The sequence below is a fragment of the Leptolyngbya sp. PL-A3 genome (assembly GCF_039962325.1).
Taxonomy (GTDB): Bacteria; Cyanobacteriota; Cyanobacteriia; order Elainellales; family Elainellaceae; genus Vacuolonema.
This window is the reverse complement of record NZ_JAMPLB010000002.1, coordinates 276253-293458: the sequence shown is the minus strand read 5'-3', so window position 1 is coordinate 293458 and position 17206 is coordinate 276253. Positions and strand designations below refer to the sequence as shown.

General features: G+C 52.3%; 12 protein-coding genes. 6 read left to right on the top strand and 6 right to left on the bottom strand.

Annotated features, from left to right (window positions below; genetic code table 11):
* The first annotated feature begins 132 nt into the window (after window positions 1–132).
* Both galE and NDI52_RS02990 read left to right on the top strand, forming a co-directional pair.
* Entirely contained in the window at window positions 133–1137 is a 1005-nt protein-coding gene (gene galE, locus NDI52_RS02995) for a UDP-glucose 4-epimerase GalE (protein WP_190775159.1), read from the top strand.
* Window positions 1134–1463, top strand: a complete 330-nt coding sequence (locus NDI52_RS02990; RefSeq protein WP_190775160.1) for a hypothetical protein — start codon at window positions 1134–1136, stop codon at window positions 1461–1463. The genes galE and NDI52_RS02990 overlap by 4 nt, the downstream gene beginning before the upstream one ends.
* Before the next feature lie 115 nt (window positions 1464–1578).
* Here NDI52_RS02990 and NDI52_RS02985 read toward each other — a convergent pair whose 3' ends face one another.
* Window positions 1579–3588, bottom strand: coding sequence for a serine/threonine-protein kinase (locus tag NDI52_RS02985; RefSeq protein WP_190775161.1), 2010 nt, complete (start codon window positions 3586–3588; stop codon window positions 1579–1581).
* Window positions 3589–4044: 456 nt separating this feature from the next.
* Window positions 4045–5334: an FGGY-family carbohydrate kinase gene (locus tag NDI52_RS02980; protein ID WP_190775162.1), complete on the bottom strand. Its 1290-nt coding sequence runs from the start codon at window positions 5332–5334 to the stop codon at window positions 4045–4047.
* Between the two features lie 350 nt (window positions 5335–5684).
* Between NDI52_RS02980 and NDI52_RS02975 the strand changes: the two genes are divergently transcribed.
* Together NDI52_RS02975 and NDI52_RS02970 are read left to right on the top strand one after the other, a co-directional pair.
* Window positions 5685–5825 (top strand): hypothetical protein, encoded by a 141-nt coding sequence (locus NDI52_RS02975; RefSeq protein ID WP_190775163.1) that lies wholly within the window; start codon window positions 5685–5687, stop codon window positions 5823–5825.
* Window positions 5826–6362: 537 nt separating this feature from the next.
* Window positions 6363–7490, top strand: a complete 1128-nt coding sequence (locus NDI52_RS02970) for a nucleoside hydrolase-like domain-containing protein (protein WP_190775164.1) — start codon at window positions 6363–6365, stop codon at window positions 7488–7490.
* Window positions 7491–7492: 2 nt separating this feature from the next.
* On the opposite strand, the gene NDI52_RS02965 is transcribed toward NDI52_RS02970, so the two are convergent.
* From NDI52_RS02965 to recN, 3 genes are all read right to left on the bottom strand, one after another.
* Window positions 7493–10714: a PAS domain S-box protein gene (locus NDI52_RS02965; protein ID WP_206754922.1), complete on the bottom strand. Its 3222-nt coding sequence runs from the start codon at window positions 10712–10714 to the stop codon at window positions 7493–7495.
* A gap of 351 nt (window positions 10715–11065) precedes the next feature.
* A complete protein-coding gene (locus NDI52_RS02960; RefSeq protein ID WP_190775166.1) occupies window positions 11066–12175 on the bottom strand; it encodes an AI-2E family transporter in 1110 nt (369 codons plus the stop codon).
* Window positions 12176–12625: 450 nt separating this feature from the next.
* On the bottom strand, window positions 12626–14473 hold the full coding sequence (gene recN, locus NDI52_RS02955) for a DNA repair protein RecN (protein WP_190775167.1): 1848 nt from the start codon (window positions 14471–14473) through the stop codon (window positions 12626–12628).
* A 330-nt stretch (window positions 14474–14803) separates the two neighbouring features.
* Between recN and NDI52_RS02950 the strand changes: the two genes are divergently transcribed.
* Window positions 14804–15097 (top strand): hypothetical protein, encoded by a 294-nt coding sequence (locus tag NDI52_RS02950; protein WP_190775168.1) that lies wholly within the window; start codon window positions 14804–14806, stop codon window positions 15095–15097.
* 178 nt (window positions 15098–15275) lie between these two features.
* Here the strand turns inward: NDI52_RS02950 and truB are convergent, their stop codons facing one another.
* Entirely contained in the window at window positions 15276–16172 is an 897-nt protein-coding gene (gene truB / locus NDI52_RS02945) for a tRNA pseudouridine(55) synthase TruB (RefSeq protein WP_190775240.1), read from the bottom strand.
* Window positions 16173–16529: 357 nt separating this feature from the next.
* Between truB and NDI52_RS02940 the strand changes: the two genes are divergently transcribed.
* The gene (locus tag NDI52_RS02940; protein ID WP_190775169.1) at window positions 16530–17048 is read left to right on the top strand and encodes a hypothetical protein; all 519 of its coding nucleotides are present in this window, start codon (window positions 16530–16532) and stop codon (window positions 17046–17048) included.
* Window positions 17049–17206 lie beyond the last annotated feature (158 nt).

Genomic DNA, 17206 nt, shown 5'->3' with positions numbered 1-17206 from the left:
AATCTATCCCGTGTTGATGGATCTGAAGCGGCTAACCGCTAAACATAGGGATGAGGGAAAAATTGCTTCTTGAATAAAAATTCAAAGTGATGCCTTCAAACTTCCCCAGCTTAATCATCGAGGATTTTTTCCATGGCACAAAGCAAACCGACCATTCTCGTTACCGGGGGCGCAGGCTATATCGGCTCCCATGCCGTATTGGCCTTGCAGGAAGCAGGTTACGAGGTCGTGGTGCTCGATAACCTGGTGTACGGCCATCGGGAGTTGGTAGAGGACGTTTTGAAGGTGGAACTGGTTGTGGGGGACACAAGCGATCGCGCCCTCCTGGACCAACTCTTTGCCAGCCGTGACATTGCCGCTGTGATGCACTTCGCAGCCTATGCCTATGTGGGCGAATCGGTTACCGACCCAGCCAAGTACTACCGCAACAACGTTGTAGGTACCCTGGTGCTGCTGGAGGCGATGGAAGCAGCAGGCATTCAAAACTTTGTCTTCTCGTCTACCTGTGCCAGCTATGGGATACCGACCGCCGTACCGATTCCCGAAGATCACCCTCAGGCCCCCATCAACCCTTACGGCATGAGCAAGCTGATGGTTGAGAAAATTTTGGCAGACTTTGGAGTGGCGTATGGCATGAAGTCTGTCATCTTCCGCTACTTCAATGCAGCGGGAGCTGACCCCAACGGTCGCTTGGGTGAGGACCACAACCCTGAGACTCACCTGATTCCGCTCGTTCTACAAACGGCCTTGGGAACGCGTGATTCTATCAAGGTATTTGGTTCCGATTACGCCACCCCCGATGGCACCTGTATTCGCGATTACATTCATGTCTCAGATTTGGCGGATGCCCATGTACTGGGGCTGAATTATTTGCTTAATGGAGGGGACAGTACAGTGTTTAATCTGGGTAATGGCAATGGATTCTCGGTACTGGAAGTGATTGACGCGGCCAAGCAGATTAGCGGTCGAGAGATTGCGGTCGAGATGTGCGATCGCCGCCCTGGAGATCCCCCGGCCCTCGTAGGTAGCAGTGAGAAAGCACGCTCGGTGCTGGGCTGGCAACCTCGTTACGCCGATCTTCCCTCTATCCTGACTCATGCCTGGAACTGGCACCAGAAGCGACACGGAGACGCATGAAGTATTTTTTTCTGTCTGATGGTTGGACAATAGGCCGTGTGTGGGAGTTTGGGGGCCTCTGGAATGAGGTGGCCTGGCGACGTAAGCCAGACATTACCCGACTTGCCATTGCCATGGAGGAAAAGGGCGAGAAGCTCTGGTTATACCGGGTGGAGGAGGCCGTCATCATGGTCGAAGTGAAACCTCAGCCCAACACCGTTGAGGCTCCAGCCGCCATTGGACAGGTAGTACTGAAGCGTTTGATCACAGCAGACCAGGCCATTGACCTGCTATGCAGCTCCGGTGGAATTGCCGAGTCACTACTCTCAGCGTCCACAGCCCTTTAATATCCAATCCCATGAAGAAGTAGCGCGGCGCGCTACTTCTTCATGAAGCTTTTACTGCCCGGAAGGGTTATTTTGCATGTGTAAAACACACCAAAAATAACTTCTAAAGCAGGCTCTAGCCTTGAGTCCAGACCCGAACTGTATTGTCAGAGCCACCACTTACCAGAACTTTACCGTCATTGCTGAGGGCGATCGCATTCACACTATCTGTGTGTCCCATGAGGGTGTCGATTACCTTGCCGGTATTCACATCCCAAATCTTGATAGTGCTGTCACTACTGCCACTGTAGAGCGTCTTACCATCAGGGGCAAACGCAAGCGCATTCACATCGCGGGTGTGGTCTGCAAAATTTTGTACCAGACTCCCGGTGCTGAGATTCCACAGTTTCACCGTCTTATCGCGGCTAGCACTGGCCAGAAACTGAGCATCAGGGCTATAGGCCAAGGCATTAATCGCCTGAATATGACCCGACAGCAATCGCTGCTGCTCAACGGTTTGCAAACTCCAGAGCCGGACTTTGTTGTCTAACCCTCCGCTGGCAAACGAGCGACCGTCAGGGCTGGTGGCAATAGTCTTGATCATGCTTAACACCCCCGGCAGAATCCGCAGGGGTGCTCCATTGGCCAACTGCCAGAGCCGAATCGTGCGATCCTCACCGCCACTAATCAGCAGCTTGCCATCCGGGCTAATGGCGACAGCATTGACATCACGGGCATGACCGGTGCAGGTGCGTTGTAACGCCCCCGTCGGCAAATACCACACTTTAACGGTGCAATCATCACTGCCACTCACCAGAGTTTTACCGTCGGGGCTGATCGCAACCGTATTCACATCTCGGGTATGCCCCGTCAGATTAAAAATTAGCTCCCCTTTCAGGGGGTTCCAGACCTTTACACTATCATCCAGGCTACTGGAGGCTACCAGCGACGCTGAGCCTGCCATGGCTACACTGGTCACCCAGGAGGAGTGATCGACCAGGGTATGCAGGCAGCGCCATCCAGACGCCTGTACCACCGTAGCCCACATATTTGGAGGCCGGGAGGTCGGCGGTGCTGACGCGGGGGAGCGGGAGGGACGAGCGGCCGGAGGTGCCGAGGGCGATCGCATCGCGGGAGGTGGGGGTGCCATCCGAGGAGCGGGACGCTGCGTTTGCTGGGTACGAGTCCGAGACAAATCGGGTGGTCGAAATTTGGGAATGCCGGATGGAGCTCCGGGAGCGGAGGGAATGAAATAATCGGCGTTCAGGTCCCGCATTACTTCATCGGATGACTGGTAACGTTCGCTGACCAGATCTTTCAGCATCGAATCCATAATGTGGGCAAACTGGTCACTGACCGTCGTGCCCCGATCCATCAAATACTCGCGCCAGATCCAGCGACCCTCCAAGGGGTCGTACAGATTGTCTGGACGGTTTTCAGTCATCAAATGCAGGCAGGTCGCCCCCAGGCTGTAAAGGTCGCTAGCAGGATATGCCCGCCCACCGCGAAACTGCTCAATGGGAGCATAACCTTCCGTCCCAATCCGAGTGCCCGTCTCTGCCGGAGAACTTTCGCCAATCTGCTTAGCAACACCAAAGTCAATCAATACCAGACGGTCATCTGACTTACGTCGAAGGATGTTGGAAGGGGTAATGTCTCGGTGGATCACCTGGTGCCCGTGAATAAACCGTAGCACGGGTAGCAAATCGGCCAGAACATCGCGGATTTGGCGCTCGTTGAAAGCACCATTCTGGCGCATCTCCTGAAGCAGGCTCTGCCCTTCAATAAACTGCTGCACCAGGTAGAGGTAGTTGTCCTGCTCGAAATAGGCCAACAACCGGGGAATCTGAGGATGCTCCCCCAGTTCATCCAGACGAACCGCTTCCTGGTTGAACAAGCGAACGGCCTTTTCTAAAGATTTGGTGCCCTGCACCTGAGGCGAAAACTGCTTAACCACGCACTGAGTTCCCAGGCGGTCTTCATCGAGCGCCAGGTAAGTACGGCCAAAGCCCCCCTGTCCGATCGGCTGTACAGGACGGTACCGCCCCCGCAGCAATGGTGTCAGAGGTGAGGCACAGTTCTCACAGACCGTCGCTCCGTCAGGGTTCTGTGGCTTCTTACACTTTGGGTTAAGACAACAGATCATGGTGGTAGCGCACTCGGGCTGTTTTTCCTATTTTCCCCTTTGAGTGGGCGATCGCAACGCCCGGATCGGTGATCCGACAAAAATGGAGTGGCGCGGGGAAGATGCAGCCTCCAGTGCCGACATTACACAAATTGGCAAAATCCCGTTTGGGCGTGTTGAGTAAGCCGTTTTAAGGTTGACGCAACCTGTCAATAAATAGGACACCAAACAGGGGTTAGACCACTCATGTTACCTTAGGTTCCCGCTGTAGTGTTAGCAATCCGACGGTTTTCCTGAAGGCAGGAAAGTGGGGGTGACAGGGGAGGCTAGAAGGTACATTTGGGTGCATCCCAGTTTTGTTAATGTGGCGAGCGAGGCCTGCCACATTAACAAAACTGGGTTTTCAATCTGCAAAAGTGGGATGTACCCGTACATTTTTTAGCTTAGGCCTGAGTTCTAAGCAGTACCCTCCGGCCTCTACCGTTGCTCCGACTCTTGCGCGAACGGCCCCGGTGCCGTGTCCATCGCCAGGAGAGCTGAGCCAAACGCCGCTTCTCGCTGAGTTGAGGCGAGGACGGGAACGCCGAGTTGGCGCGATCGCATCTTGACCCACACAGCATTCTGGGCACCACCCCCAGCGGTGTAAACGCGGCGGGTGGGGGTTGCACCGAGAGCCGCCAAGCGCTCATAGCCCAAAGCTTCGATACGACTGATTCCAGCCAGTAGGCCGTGTAGAAATTGCACGGGATCGGTGGGACGGGGTTCTAGCTGAGGTGGTAGGTCAGGATCGTTGATCGGGAAGCGCTCTCCAGCTTTGAGGAGGGGATAGTAGGTGAGTGAAGTTGGAACATCCAAATTGATGTGCTGGCTGTAGGTTTGTAGTTCAACATCGCTAAAAAATTGTCTCAGCACTGCGCCTCCCGTGTTGGAGGCACCGCCTACTAGCCATAGATCTCCCAAACGATGGCTATAAATGCCTGAGGCTGACTCATCAATGCGGGTGGTGCTGAGCAGTTTTAACACGAGCGTAGAGCCCAGAGAGGTTACAGCATCACCCGGGATATGAGCTCCGCTCGCAAGAAACGCAGCAATGCTGTCTGTTGTACCCGCGCATACCTGACAGGTTGAGGGGATACCAAGACGGGCCGCAACGGCAGGAGTTATAGGGGCGATCGCCGTCCCCGGTGCAACAACTTCCGGCACCTGGAACGGAAGCGGAAGCGCTGTGAACCAGTCTGGGTAACACAACTCACCCACGTCGTAACCCAGCTTGAGGGCGTTGTGATAGTCGCTAATTCCCAAAGTGCCGTGCAGGAGAAAGGCTAGCCAGTCGGCCTGATGGAGAAAGTAAAGGGGATGCGTAGGGGTAGCTTGGGGGAGCCAGTGCTGCTCCCACCAAAATAGTTTGGCAAGGCTGGAGGTAGCACTGAGAACGGTATGTTCAGGTGGCGCGATCGCCCGTAATCGCGCCACCTGATCGCGACCGCGATCGTCGTTATAAAGCAATGGCTCGGTCAGGGGAGCGCCCTCAGAGTCACACAACAGGACAGTGCTGGAGGTGCCGTTAAGGGCGATCGCCTGTAATCCCTGCCGGATGTCAGAAGGCAGGGCCAGAATCAGGCCATCCAAAGCGGATTGCCAAATTGCTGGCTGTTGCACCGTAAAGGATTGCTGGTGCTGGGCAACAATGTGCTGTTGCGCGTTGATGGCGACAGCCCGTGCTCCAGACGTTCCAAAGTCGATTCCCAACCAGTAGGGTTCTGGCATTGGCCTTGAGATAATTACAAAAATTACTTAACCAGAACTTACGCAAGTCCTTTTAAATACACTATTTCCCAATTGGGTGAGGTACGAGAAATGAATGTGGAACTTCTTCCATTTCTCGTACCTCATCCGATTGGCTAGAGTTAAGAATCGCCACAGAACCTCTCTGAGAGTGGACAAACCGTTCTGCCAAAAGGCGAATACCTCTGCATGATGTAATCCTTAAAATTTATTTTTGGTGGGCTATAGAACTCTCCATTGCAGCTAAATCTGTTTAAGATTGCGGATGGATTATTGGTTTTTAGGCACGATGCCGCTGTAAGGACAGCCAGCGCTACAAGGAGGACACCAACATGACCGACCAGAACCGGAGTTTAACAAAAGGAAGCAACGCTAATAGTCTAGTTTCCGTTTGGATTGCAGGTGCATTGATTTTAGGTTCGATCGCCGGGTTGATTTTTTGGGCTTTGCAAGCCGCTTATACCTTCGGCTAATCAACCCGTCGGATCGAACGATTCAAAACAGGTTTGGCCTTCCCCATTGGAGTAACGCGATCGCGTTACTCTTTTTTTGCCGTTGTTGTACCCCTGAGTAACCTCAGTTCAGGTTAAATATAAACCCCAAGTGCTGTGCCGCCCGCTTGACGGGCGATACAGCATTTGGAGAAAGCAAACTTACAAGTCTCACACTACATTTGCACTACATCGCGTATGTTGTAGCGGCCTTGGAGTGGGCAGCCTGTGCACATCCCAGGCTTAAGCATTCATTAATATTTCTGCAACTACCCCTTGTGGAGGGAATAATTATGACATCATTCCAAAACATCGTTGGGTATCTCAGGCGCTACCGCACGGCTGCTTTTTCAGCATTGCTTGTAGTAGAACCCTTGAACTGCTCGATCGGGTGACTCCTTAAGGAGATTTCCACATAAGAACTTCCCCATTATTTGGAGAAAAGGCGCGGCGAAGCCGCGCCTTTTCTCCAAATAATGGGGAAATTGTTTCTCAGAAATCTCCTAACCTGGGTTAGCCATGATGATGACAATCAAACAATGGATGAGGAAGCACTGTTTTTTTCTTGCCCTGTTAGTATCTACGTTTCTTGTTCTAATCGCTTGTCTACCTCAGGAGCCAGCAACACAACCGCCTGAGCTCAGGAGCGATCGCCCCCGCGTTCTCATCACCACCGACATCAACATTGGGCAGGGAGATCCCGACGATCGCCAATCCATGGCTCACCTACTGATGTATGCCGATGAGGTGAACATTCGAGGCATTATTCCCCATCGCTTTTTGGCGGGGGGTGTGAAGGCAACGATGCTAGCGATCGACGCCTACGAGCAGGATTACAACGACACCAACACCCGGTACAAGTCCCTGGGCTATCCTGCACCCGATGCTCTGCGTGCAACCGTCGCCCGTCACCCACGTGCCGCCCGTCGTCTGCTGATTCGAGAAGCGCAACAGGCTACAGCAGACGATCCGCTGTATGTCCTGGTTTGGGGCAATATGCGAACGCTGCGAGATGCATTATTGAAAAAGCCAGCGATCGCCGACCGCCTGCGGGTACTTTCCATCGGCACCCATCTCAGGAGCCCCTGGGATAATGCCTGCCATGAGCAAAACTGGAATGGCTCCGGCCGGGAGGAAATTTACAGCGACCCGCGATTCAATCACCTGTGGTGGATCGAGAACGATTGGACGTTTGAGGGTATGTTTCAGGGCGATGCCCCCCAGGAGTTATTGGAGCAGCTGAAGGGCTACGGAGCATTAGGCCGCAACATCTGGGACGTCGTGCAGCCATTTGAATGGGCTCGTTATTTTCGGGCTGGAGATACCCCCTCCCTGCTCTATGTTCTCGACCCCAACCATTCTCGGGATAAGCCAACACAAGGGAGTTGGGCTGGCCAGTTCTACCAACCCTTCCCAGAAACGCGCCCCAACTACTACACCGACATACATGGTGGGAACGCGTGGGATTACCAGGACCCCTGTCGAACCTGGACTCTTGCTCAGACCGTTTACAAGGCTCGCGTTCAGACCCTGCTGGATCGCCGTCCCATGATGTATGAGGCGTTGATCACAAAACTCAATCGTTTATACAACCAGACGTCTGCGGATGAAAGGTTTTCACCTGGAGCGGAAGCCTTTCATCCGTAGCTCTAGGCTTGCTGGCGGAGCACAGCAAGAATGGTGTCAATGAGCTGGTTGGGCATGATAGGTTTTGCCACGTGAACTTGGAACCCAGCTTCCTGAGTTTGTTGACGATCTTGCTCACCCGCAAAGGCCGTGAGGGCGATCGCAGGAATTTTCCCTCCCGTTTCGGGCGATCGCGACCGGATCTGGCGAATCAACATGTAGCCGTCCATGTCAGGCATGCCGATATCACTGATGAGCAAATCAAAGGATTGCTGATCGAGCAAGGCGAGTCCTTCTTGGGCGGACGGGGCAGCCGTTGCTACGGCTCCACTCTGCTCCAGCAAGAATGCCAGAAAATCGCGAGTGTCGTTGTTGTCTTCGACCACCAAAATCCGCAGCCCCTGTAAACCTGTGGAAGCGCTCAGCGGTTGAGGAGGCTCATCTGGCTCTGCCTCGGTCTGCTGCAACCGAGGCAGTAGCACCGTGAAGGTTGCCCCCTGTTCTTCTCCAGGGCTATCCGCGGTTACGCTACCCCCATGCATTTCGGTAATGTAGCGAACGATCGCCAGACCCAGACCCAACCCTCCAAATTGACGGGTCGTGGTGCTGTCTTGCTGCCGGAAATGCTCAAAAATGTGAGGCAGAAAGTCTGGACTGATGCCTTTGCCCGTATCGTGAATTTGCACCTGCACCTGTGTGTCGGTTTGGGCCAGTTGGATGGTGACATGGCCCCCGTTCGGGCTGAACTTGATGGCATTAGAGAGCAGGTTCCAAATGACCTGCTGAAGACGGCTGGCATCCCCCAATACCATCATCTTGGTATCAATGGGTTTCATTTCAATGGAAATGGATTTGGCATTCGCAGCCAACTGCACCGTTTCAATGGCCGCGTTAACAATGCTGACCATATCGATGGGAATCTCAGTCAACGCCAATTTGCCCCGCAAAATGCGCGACACATCTAGCAAATCATCCACCAACTGCACTTGCAGCCGCACGTTTCGCTCGATCGCCTGCAAAGCTTGGCTCAGCGTTTCCTCACTCACCTTCCGGGTTTGCAACAAGCTTGCCCAGCCCAAGATCGGATTAAGGGGCGATCGCAATTCATGGGAGAGGATCGCCAAAAACTCATCTTTAATTCGGTTAGCCCGCTCGGCCTCGGCACGGGCTAACCTTTCCCGTTCTAAAATTTGCTCCCGCTCGCGCTCAGCCTGCTTGCGAGCTGTCACGTCCGTAATCATCGCCAGCGCCCCAATAAACTCTCTTCTATCGTTCATCAGAAGGTTGGTTGAAATCATCGTCCAGATGTAAGAGCCGCCCTTACACCGAAAGCGGAAGTCTTGCTGCTCCTTAATTCCCTGCTCCTGTTCCTGAAAGTTTGCGGTGGCGATCGCGATCGCCTCATCGTCCATAAACTCGTACATCTTGCGGCCCAGCATCTCGTTTGGGGTGTATCCCAAAAGATGAGCCATCTTTTGATTCACAAATGTCGTACGAGCATTAGCATCGACCATCCAGATGCCTTCATCGGCTGTTTCGACAATTTGGCGATAACGTTCTTCACTCGCCCGTAAGGCCTGTTCAGCCTGCCGCCGCTCAGTGATGTCACGACAAATAGACTGCACTGTCAACTGCCCATCCAGCGTGAAAACAGTCGCACTGACCTCGCAAGGAATCATGTGACCATCCCGATGGCGGTGCACAGACTCGAACATCATTCGCCTATTTTCCAGCAGGGTTTTCAGACTGTAAGCCAAATCGACAAAAGCAGAAACGATAATGTCGCTCACAGCCATAGAGAGTAGTTCTTCGCGGCTGTACCCCAATTTCTTACAGGCTTGATCGTTCACCTCAATGAGCCGACCCGGACGGCCATCGGGTGACAGATGGTACACCAGGCCCCAGTCTTCCATACCATTGAATAGCGTACTGAACCGCTGTTCTCGCTCCCGCAGAATACGCTCGGTACGCTTGTGCTCACTCATGTCAGTGAAGGTGCCAATTACGCCTCGCACCTGCCCCTGCTCATTCCACAAAGGCACCGATCGCCCCCACAGCGTGCGTACACGGCCATCAGCAAACACTACATCAAACTCGTCCTGAGTCTCCTCTCCCAAACGGCCGGCCCGCTGCATCGGCAGATCGGTGAGGGCCAGGGGTTGGCCGTCCTTTTCAAAGTGAAAGGGGAATGGGTAGATACCATTCGCTGGGGTGGCGGTAACCGTGCTACCCGGAGGACAATCTAGAAGTTGATGCGCCGCAGGGTTGGCCGTGACGTGGTGACACTCAGGGTCGTGAGCAATCCATACCCCTGCCGGGACGGCTTCCATAAAGGCTTCGAGTTCCTGGGCGCGGGCACGGGCGATCGCCTCACTCTCGCGCAGAGCCGCCTGGGTTTCCTTCAGGGTATGAATATCTGTAGCAGTTCCCAACCATTGCACCGTCTGTCCTTGCTCATTCTTAACCGGCACAATCCGGGCCAGATGCCAGCGATAAGTTCCATCAAACCGTTTGAGCCGACATTCCACTTCATAGGCTCGACCCGCTTGAATCGCTTGAGAACGAATCTGATAGATTGACTCAAAATCGTCGGGGTGAATCACTGAACGCCACAAACCTTCCCCCAACTGTAGTGCTTGCCCGGTGTACTCCAACCATTGCTGGTTGTAAAACACGATGTTACCTACGGCATCGTTCACCCATAGCAGTTGAGGAACAACGTTGGCCAGCATGCGGTAGCGGCTTTCACTCCGGCGCAAAGCTTCTTCCACCCATTGCTGGTCGCTCTCACTGCAAGAAGGGCGATCGCCCTTCCCAGGACTCGCTGGCCATTCACCTGTTTGTAGCTGGGGCCCCCGTTGCAGATGAAGGTGAAGCCGCGTCAGCAATTCCTGCTGGGAGCAGGGCACGGTTAAATAATCATCGGCCTCTGGCAGAGGTGTATCGCTCCAATCCGAGTGGTGGGATTGTGATAACAACAGGATGAGCGGTATCGATTTGAGTTGAGGAGTTTCCCGAAGAAGCAGCTGTATTTTGATGTCACGGTCAGCCAGGATAATGCGGGGAGGATAGGTTTGGGCGATCGCCACAGCCCTTGCCTCATCATCAGCAATGACTACGTCAAAATAAGGCTCTAATCGTTGCTGTAGAGCCCGTCGCTGCCCTTCATCCTGATTGATGAGCAATATTCGAGAGGGAGGTGACATTGAACTGTCTAGATCGCCAAAATCTTCTACACTGGCCATGCTGTATTGTTTGAATGCGGGCCCAGTCCCAATCTAAGCCTCTCGTCAAATTCTGTTTTCCCTCAGCTTCGGAAAAGCCAACCGCTTAGCAACGATGGTCGTAAATCCCATTGTCTTGAGGACACTATCAAATAGCTTCTATCCTAGGGCGCAATTCTCTACCCTTAGACGTATAGCAAAGTGCTACTTCTTGAAGGGTATCTTTAGTGTAAACATTTACATACTGCTTGTATAAATCTGTATGTTCCAGGTAGATGGTCTTACGTTTAGTTAGTATCTGTTTTAGAGATTATTTTTCGTGCGCGAAACACACGAAAAATAATCTCTAAAACAGATACTGGATCGAGCTACTTACACTTTGGGCTGCGTGTTTGGGTTAGCAGTTGTCAGCACAATAATGTTCTCTGGCTCAACGGTTTGGAGAGATGGATTGGAATTAGGAGCCTTCCAGTTGTTCAGAATATCGTGAATAACGACTTCCTTAATCCATACTTGAGCAACCACAACAATCGGCAGAGCTAGAAATAATCCTAAGAACCCAAAGAAACTTGCAAAGATTAGCTGGGATACCAGAGTCACCGCAGGTAATAGAGACACCTGTTTTTCCATTACCAGAGGTGTCAGGATGTTGGTTTCAACTTGCTGAATCACAATATAGAGAACAATCACCGCCCCAACTTTCCAGGGAGCATCCAGCAAGCCCAAAATAGCAGGTGGAACGACACTTAAAGTTGGTCCTAAATTGGGAATAAAGGTCAACAAGCCGGCCAGAATTGCATTACCAAACACGAGGGGGATATTCAGGATCCATAATCCAATACCACTCATGATAGTAATCACTGTCATATTGAATAAAATGCCTGTTACCCATCCCCCCAAAGCCTTTTCACATTGCTGTAGAATCTCACCTACTCGCCGCCGATAGAAAGATGGAAACAGTAATGTGAAACCTTCACGATAGGGCCGTGGCTGGGCTAAAAGCATAATAATTAAAACCAGCACCAGCAGGGTCCGCAACAAAATACCCAGGGAGTTTGAAAACAGGCTCAAGAAATTATTAAAAACCCGTGGAGTATAAGCTTGTAGCTGTCGTACCAAACCATCTAAACTTCCGAAATCTTCGGTTAACCCTAGAGGAATCCAACGCTGCACTACCTCTGCCCACTGCTCCAAACGTTCTAAACCTGGGGGAATTAGATCTGCTAATTGCTCAAGCTGGTTAATAAAGGGCGGTAAAACGAGGGCAAATAAACCAATCACCAGCGCCAGTAGACCAACAATTGAAAGGGCGATCGCTGGCCCCCGTTTTACATTGAACCGTTGTAGAAGTCGTACCAACCGATTAATGGCCGTGGCAAAGACAACTGCCGCAAAAACCAGAAGCAAAATCTCCCGAATCTTCCAAAGAACGATTAAGGAAGCAACAATAACAACTAAGCCAATTCCACTACCTAAACGCAAGGTAAGACTCCCCTCTTCAAGCGGAATGAATGCCAGATGGTTTTCTATAAAGCAATTCGTCCACTATGGAAAAGGAAGAAAGGAGTTCAATCTTGTAGAAAGGACGGACTCTCAAGCTCCTTTTTCATAGGGTGCGGACGATCGCTTAAAAGCTATGTTTTTGATTCAGAAATCTTGCATGTAGCCTAAAGGCCACACACGTTTTCTCTGTTGTTAGTAATAACTGAACATTGCGAGATACTGTTATTAGCGTAGAAAGAAAGCCTGCACTTCCCATCCACCCTACGCCTTAAATTGCAGAACAACTTGGACGAATTAGTATCCGCTTCTACAGCGACAGAATTAAGACCTTCGGCTATAGGAAAATAGCAGACATCGAGTTTTAATTTCTAATGTTGAGCATGCTTAGCGTGCTCAACATTAGAAATTGAAGTTGCTTTTGCAAGGCTCCTAACTTGATTTACGCCGTTTCGAAGCGCGTGTTGTTGACTTAGCCGCCGTAACCGCTTCTGGCACTTCCCCTCGGGTTTGAGCCGCCTGCGTCAGGAGAGATTCTGCAAAGGCGATCGCCTCCTGATCTGTTCCTCCCACAAGGGCTGCAATCTCCTGTTTACGCTCCGCAGAATCCAATGGAGTGACCCGGACAACGGTACGAACCTCCTCGGTTTTACCATTGTGACCATTGCCATTGCTATCGCCCTTTTTGGCCGTCTTGCTGCCGTTCTGTTGCACGGTACCTGTGGGCAGATCAATGACATGTTTACCAACCCGGAAATGGGCGGTTGCCATCGCTGCAATGAGCGGTTGGTGAGTTACACAGAGCACCTGATGACGTTGGCCGAGCTGATGTAGCTTTTCAGCAATCGCCTGGGCCACCCGTCCCGATACCCCTGTGTCGATTTCATCGAACACCATCGTACCGATAGGGTCTACCTGGGAGAAGCAAGCCTTAAGGGCCAGCAGAAAACGGCTCATTTCCCCACCCGAAGCGATTTCTGAGAGAGGTTGCAGGGGCTCACCAGGGTTGGGGCTAAACAGGAAGGTGATGCGATCGGCACCGCTGGCACTGGGTGTCATGGGAGCCACATTGACCTGGAACTGGACTTTGTCCATCGCCAGGGGTTTGAGCTCCTCCACCAGTTGCGCTTGTAGTTTGTGGGCAGCAGCCTTACGCAAGTCCGTCAGGGCAGCGCAAAGACTGACGAGGGTTGCGAGGCGCTCTTCCACCTGTTTTTCCAGGGTTTCTAGAGATTGTCCACCATCGGTCAGGCTTTCCAGGTCTGCCTGAAGCTGGTTGTGGAGTGCGATCGCATCCGCCAGCGTCGGACCATACTTCTTACAAATCTGTCGCAGTTGCAGGATTCGCTGCTCCACCTCCTCCAGCCGTTCAGGGTCTGTTTCCAGATCCTCACCGTAGGAGTTGATCTGCCGTCCAGCCTCTTCCACCTGAGCCATCGCCTCAATCACCATATCCAGAATGGGCTGGATCTGGGAATCGTAGCGCAGCATGTCTGTCAGGGTATTCTCAGCCCGCCCCAGTAAGTCAGCACAGGCTTCGCCACCGCTATCGTTCTGATAGAGCGCCTGGTAAACCTCATAGCTCTGCTGCTTCAAATCGACGGCATGGGCCAATCGTTGCCGTTCTTGCTCCAGGTCAGTCAGCTCGTCGGGGTCACCCAAGTTAGCCGCGGCCAAATCCCGCGCTTGATATTCAAATAAATCGAGTTGCTGGAGGCGCTGCTGTTCTATTTGGCGGCGCTTTTCTAGCGCTGTGGCCGCTTGCTGATAAGCAGCGTGGGCAGCAGCAACCTTCTCGCGCTGTTCCACCAGAGCAGGCCCACCAAAGCCATCCAACCAGGCTCGTTGCAGACCGGGTTGACCTAGCTGCACTGTTTGACCCTGAGCCGTGATTTCTACCAGGCGATCGCGCAACTCTTCCAACTGCTGCTTATTGACGACCACCCCATTGACTCGAGAGCGGCTCCGCTGGCCGCCTTTCCCTGCTGTCATTTCACGGCTACAGATCAGGTGCCCCTCCGAGGAAGGTTCAATTGCTTGTGCTTTTAGCCAATTTTTCAGCGTCTCATCCAACCGGAAGGTCGCCTCAATGGACGCTCGTTCTGCCCCCGAACGAATTGCTCGGCTCCCGACTTTGCCGCCCAAGACCGCATCCAGGGCATCCAAAATAATCGATTTTCCCGCCCCGGTCTCTCCCGTCAGCACATTCAAGCCGTCGCCAAAACTCAGCGACAGCCGATCAATCAGTGCAAAATCTTCAATTTGAAGCGAAATTAGCATAAATGAAAGATTGACCTACGAAAGCGCTCACAGCCATTCGTTAACACCATCCTTTATCAGTCTAAGTCCTCCTTCGTAGAGGGTGTTTGTCTTGTCGGATTTTTAACCCTCGACCTGCGAAGACCAGACAATAGCCCCACCTTCGGACGGCAAGTGCATAAATGCAAGGCATTTCACATCCCTGACCTATGCTTGATCCTGAATACATCCCTACATCACACGATTTTCTAGGTTAACCACAGGAGGAACTGGACTAATACAATGGATATTTTTCGAACGAATAGAGAGTTTGCCTTAGTATGATAGAACAAGTGTATTAAATTTGGATGCATGCGATCGCATATTAAAGACGATATTCTCTTTGTGCATCACGAAGACCTTCCTGAGTACAAGAAACAGGGATCGGTGGTGCGAAATACTTACTTCTGGGCACTCAAGGCGATCGCCGCTCACGCCCCCTATGAACGGGACTGGGAATTTGACCCTGAGGTCTGGGTTGCCCTTCAGCGAATGTTACTTTCCTTTGCAGAATCCGGCTACCTGGGGCTGCGGGAAACCCTATTGGAATTCCCAGTCGATTCTGAAATTCCTGAACCCTTAAGAATTGTCGCCACCTGGGAATGAATTTGTCGAGCTACCGCCGATTGTAGGGACGTAATATGTTGCATCCCTACAATCGGCGGTAGACGTAGCACAGCTTAGGAGGTTTCTGCATAAGAATTTACCCAGAATGTTGGTGCTTTGCCCGCGAAGCGGGCAAAGCACCAACATTCTGGGGGTAATTTCATTACTGGAAATCTCCTTACTCCTGCGCGAGGACGACCCAGGGAGACAGGATGGGATCTGACTCGTAGGTGCGAATTTGGCCGATACCGAGGAGGCGATCGCCCTCACCATACACTCGAAATGCCTGCTCACCGGGAGCCTCTGTACCTTCCCAAAGCAGTCGTTGACCCATGCACCAACGACGGGCCTCTGGATCAGCCAGTTGAATCACCGGCAGATATTGCAGGGCAACCTCAGGTGAAATGGGTTGAAAGGCATTCTGCTGCAGTTGTTCTTCTAAATCCGTTAGAGACAAGCTGCTGTCGAGGTCAAACCCACTGCTACTGGTACGGATGAGTTTTGCGAGGGTCGCTCCAGTGTGAACGGCCTGACCGAGGTCACGGGCGATCGCGCGGATGTAGGTGCCGGGACCGCAGGCGATCGCCACCTCTAATTCCGGAAACTCCCCTGAATGCCAGGCCAGCACCTCAATGGAGTGCACCTCAACCGTGCGCACGGGAACTTCTACCACTTCTCCCTTACGAGCTTTGTCATAGAGGCGCTGCCCCCCCACTTGAATCGCACTGTATTGTGGCGGTATCTGTTGAATAGAACCCAGAAATTGGTGCAGCTTTCCCTGAATCGCTTCGAGGGTTAAATCGGGGCAGGGATTCGATTGGAGCACCTCACCATCCAGGTCATCGGTAGCCGTTTGAACACCAAAACGAATCACGGCCCGATAGGCTTTATCGGAGGGCAAAAACTGCAATAGCCGGGTTGCCCGTCCCATCGCAATAGGCAGAACCCCCGTAGCTGCCGGGTCAAGAGTACCTGCATGGCCTACTCGTTTCTGGCGAAGCAGTCGCCGCACCCGCGCAACACAATCATGGGACGTAAACCTCAAGGGCTTGTCCAGGTTAAGAAATCCGTCCACTATCTCAATTTCACTGACATTAGCAATCTCCATCCTATCGGGGAAGCGGCTCCTGGAGAGTCCGTTCCACCGTTTATGAGGGCGATCGCTACCAGAAAGACGGGCTATACCCAGTTCTATAGCCTTATACAAAACAGTTTATTTTTTGAACAGCTACGCTTCGCATAGCTGTTCAAAAAATAAACTTCCTGCTTCCAAGCGTGTAGCGCTATAAACAACGGTACTTTGCACCACCTCACTCCTTACCTAACGAAAATAGTTACAGTAGTAGCATTAGTCTATCTGCAAAGATTTTTTCAATAGATTTGTTCTATAAACTTCGCAGTCGGTGATGTAATGACACCCCAAAGGAGATCAATGACTATACGCCGCGCTTTTCTGCTGATGGCTTTTAGCCTTACCTTGACGGGACTAACCGCTTGTTCTCCAGCCCAGGCTCCAGAACAGCAAGCCACAACACCAAGCACCACATCAGCTTCTACGACTGCACCATCCACTAGCTCAGGCGCTGATCCGGCGATCGCATCCGCCACCCCAGCAGGAGATCTAACCATCCTCTTCAGCAAAATTTGGCGCGTCAGCAGTGCGCCTTCAGACCCGGCACCTGGCAGCATTAATGTCTTCCTGCCAAACGGTACCCTCCTTCAAACCTCTTGCGTCGAAACCTACGCTATCAGCGGTTGGACAGCGGATCGGGAGGTACCCAATCGTCTACAGGTAACCGAGGGTGGCCAACCTGTCTACAACGCCGAAATTCTAGAACTGTCGAATACAACCTTACGGCTACGTCTGAACCTCATTCCATCCAATGAAACTCAGGAAATAACCTACACAGCCGTTGAAGACGAATTTACCTGTCCTGACCTACCCCGATAGGCATTTCAGGGCTTACGTATTTGTGTTGTGTGCTTCGCACACAACACACAACACAAATGCTCTAAATATGGCGGACTTGCGTAAGTCCTGATTTCTTACCGCCTTACAGAAAGCGCCTGGAGCTTTTATCTCCAGGCGCTTTGTCATATTTAAATTCA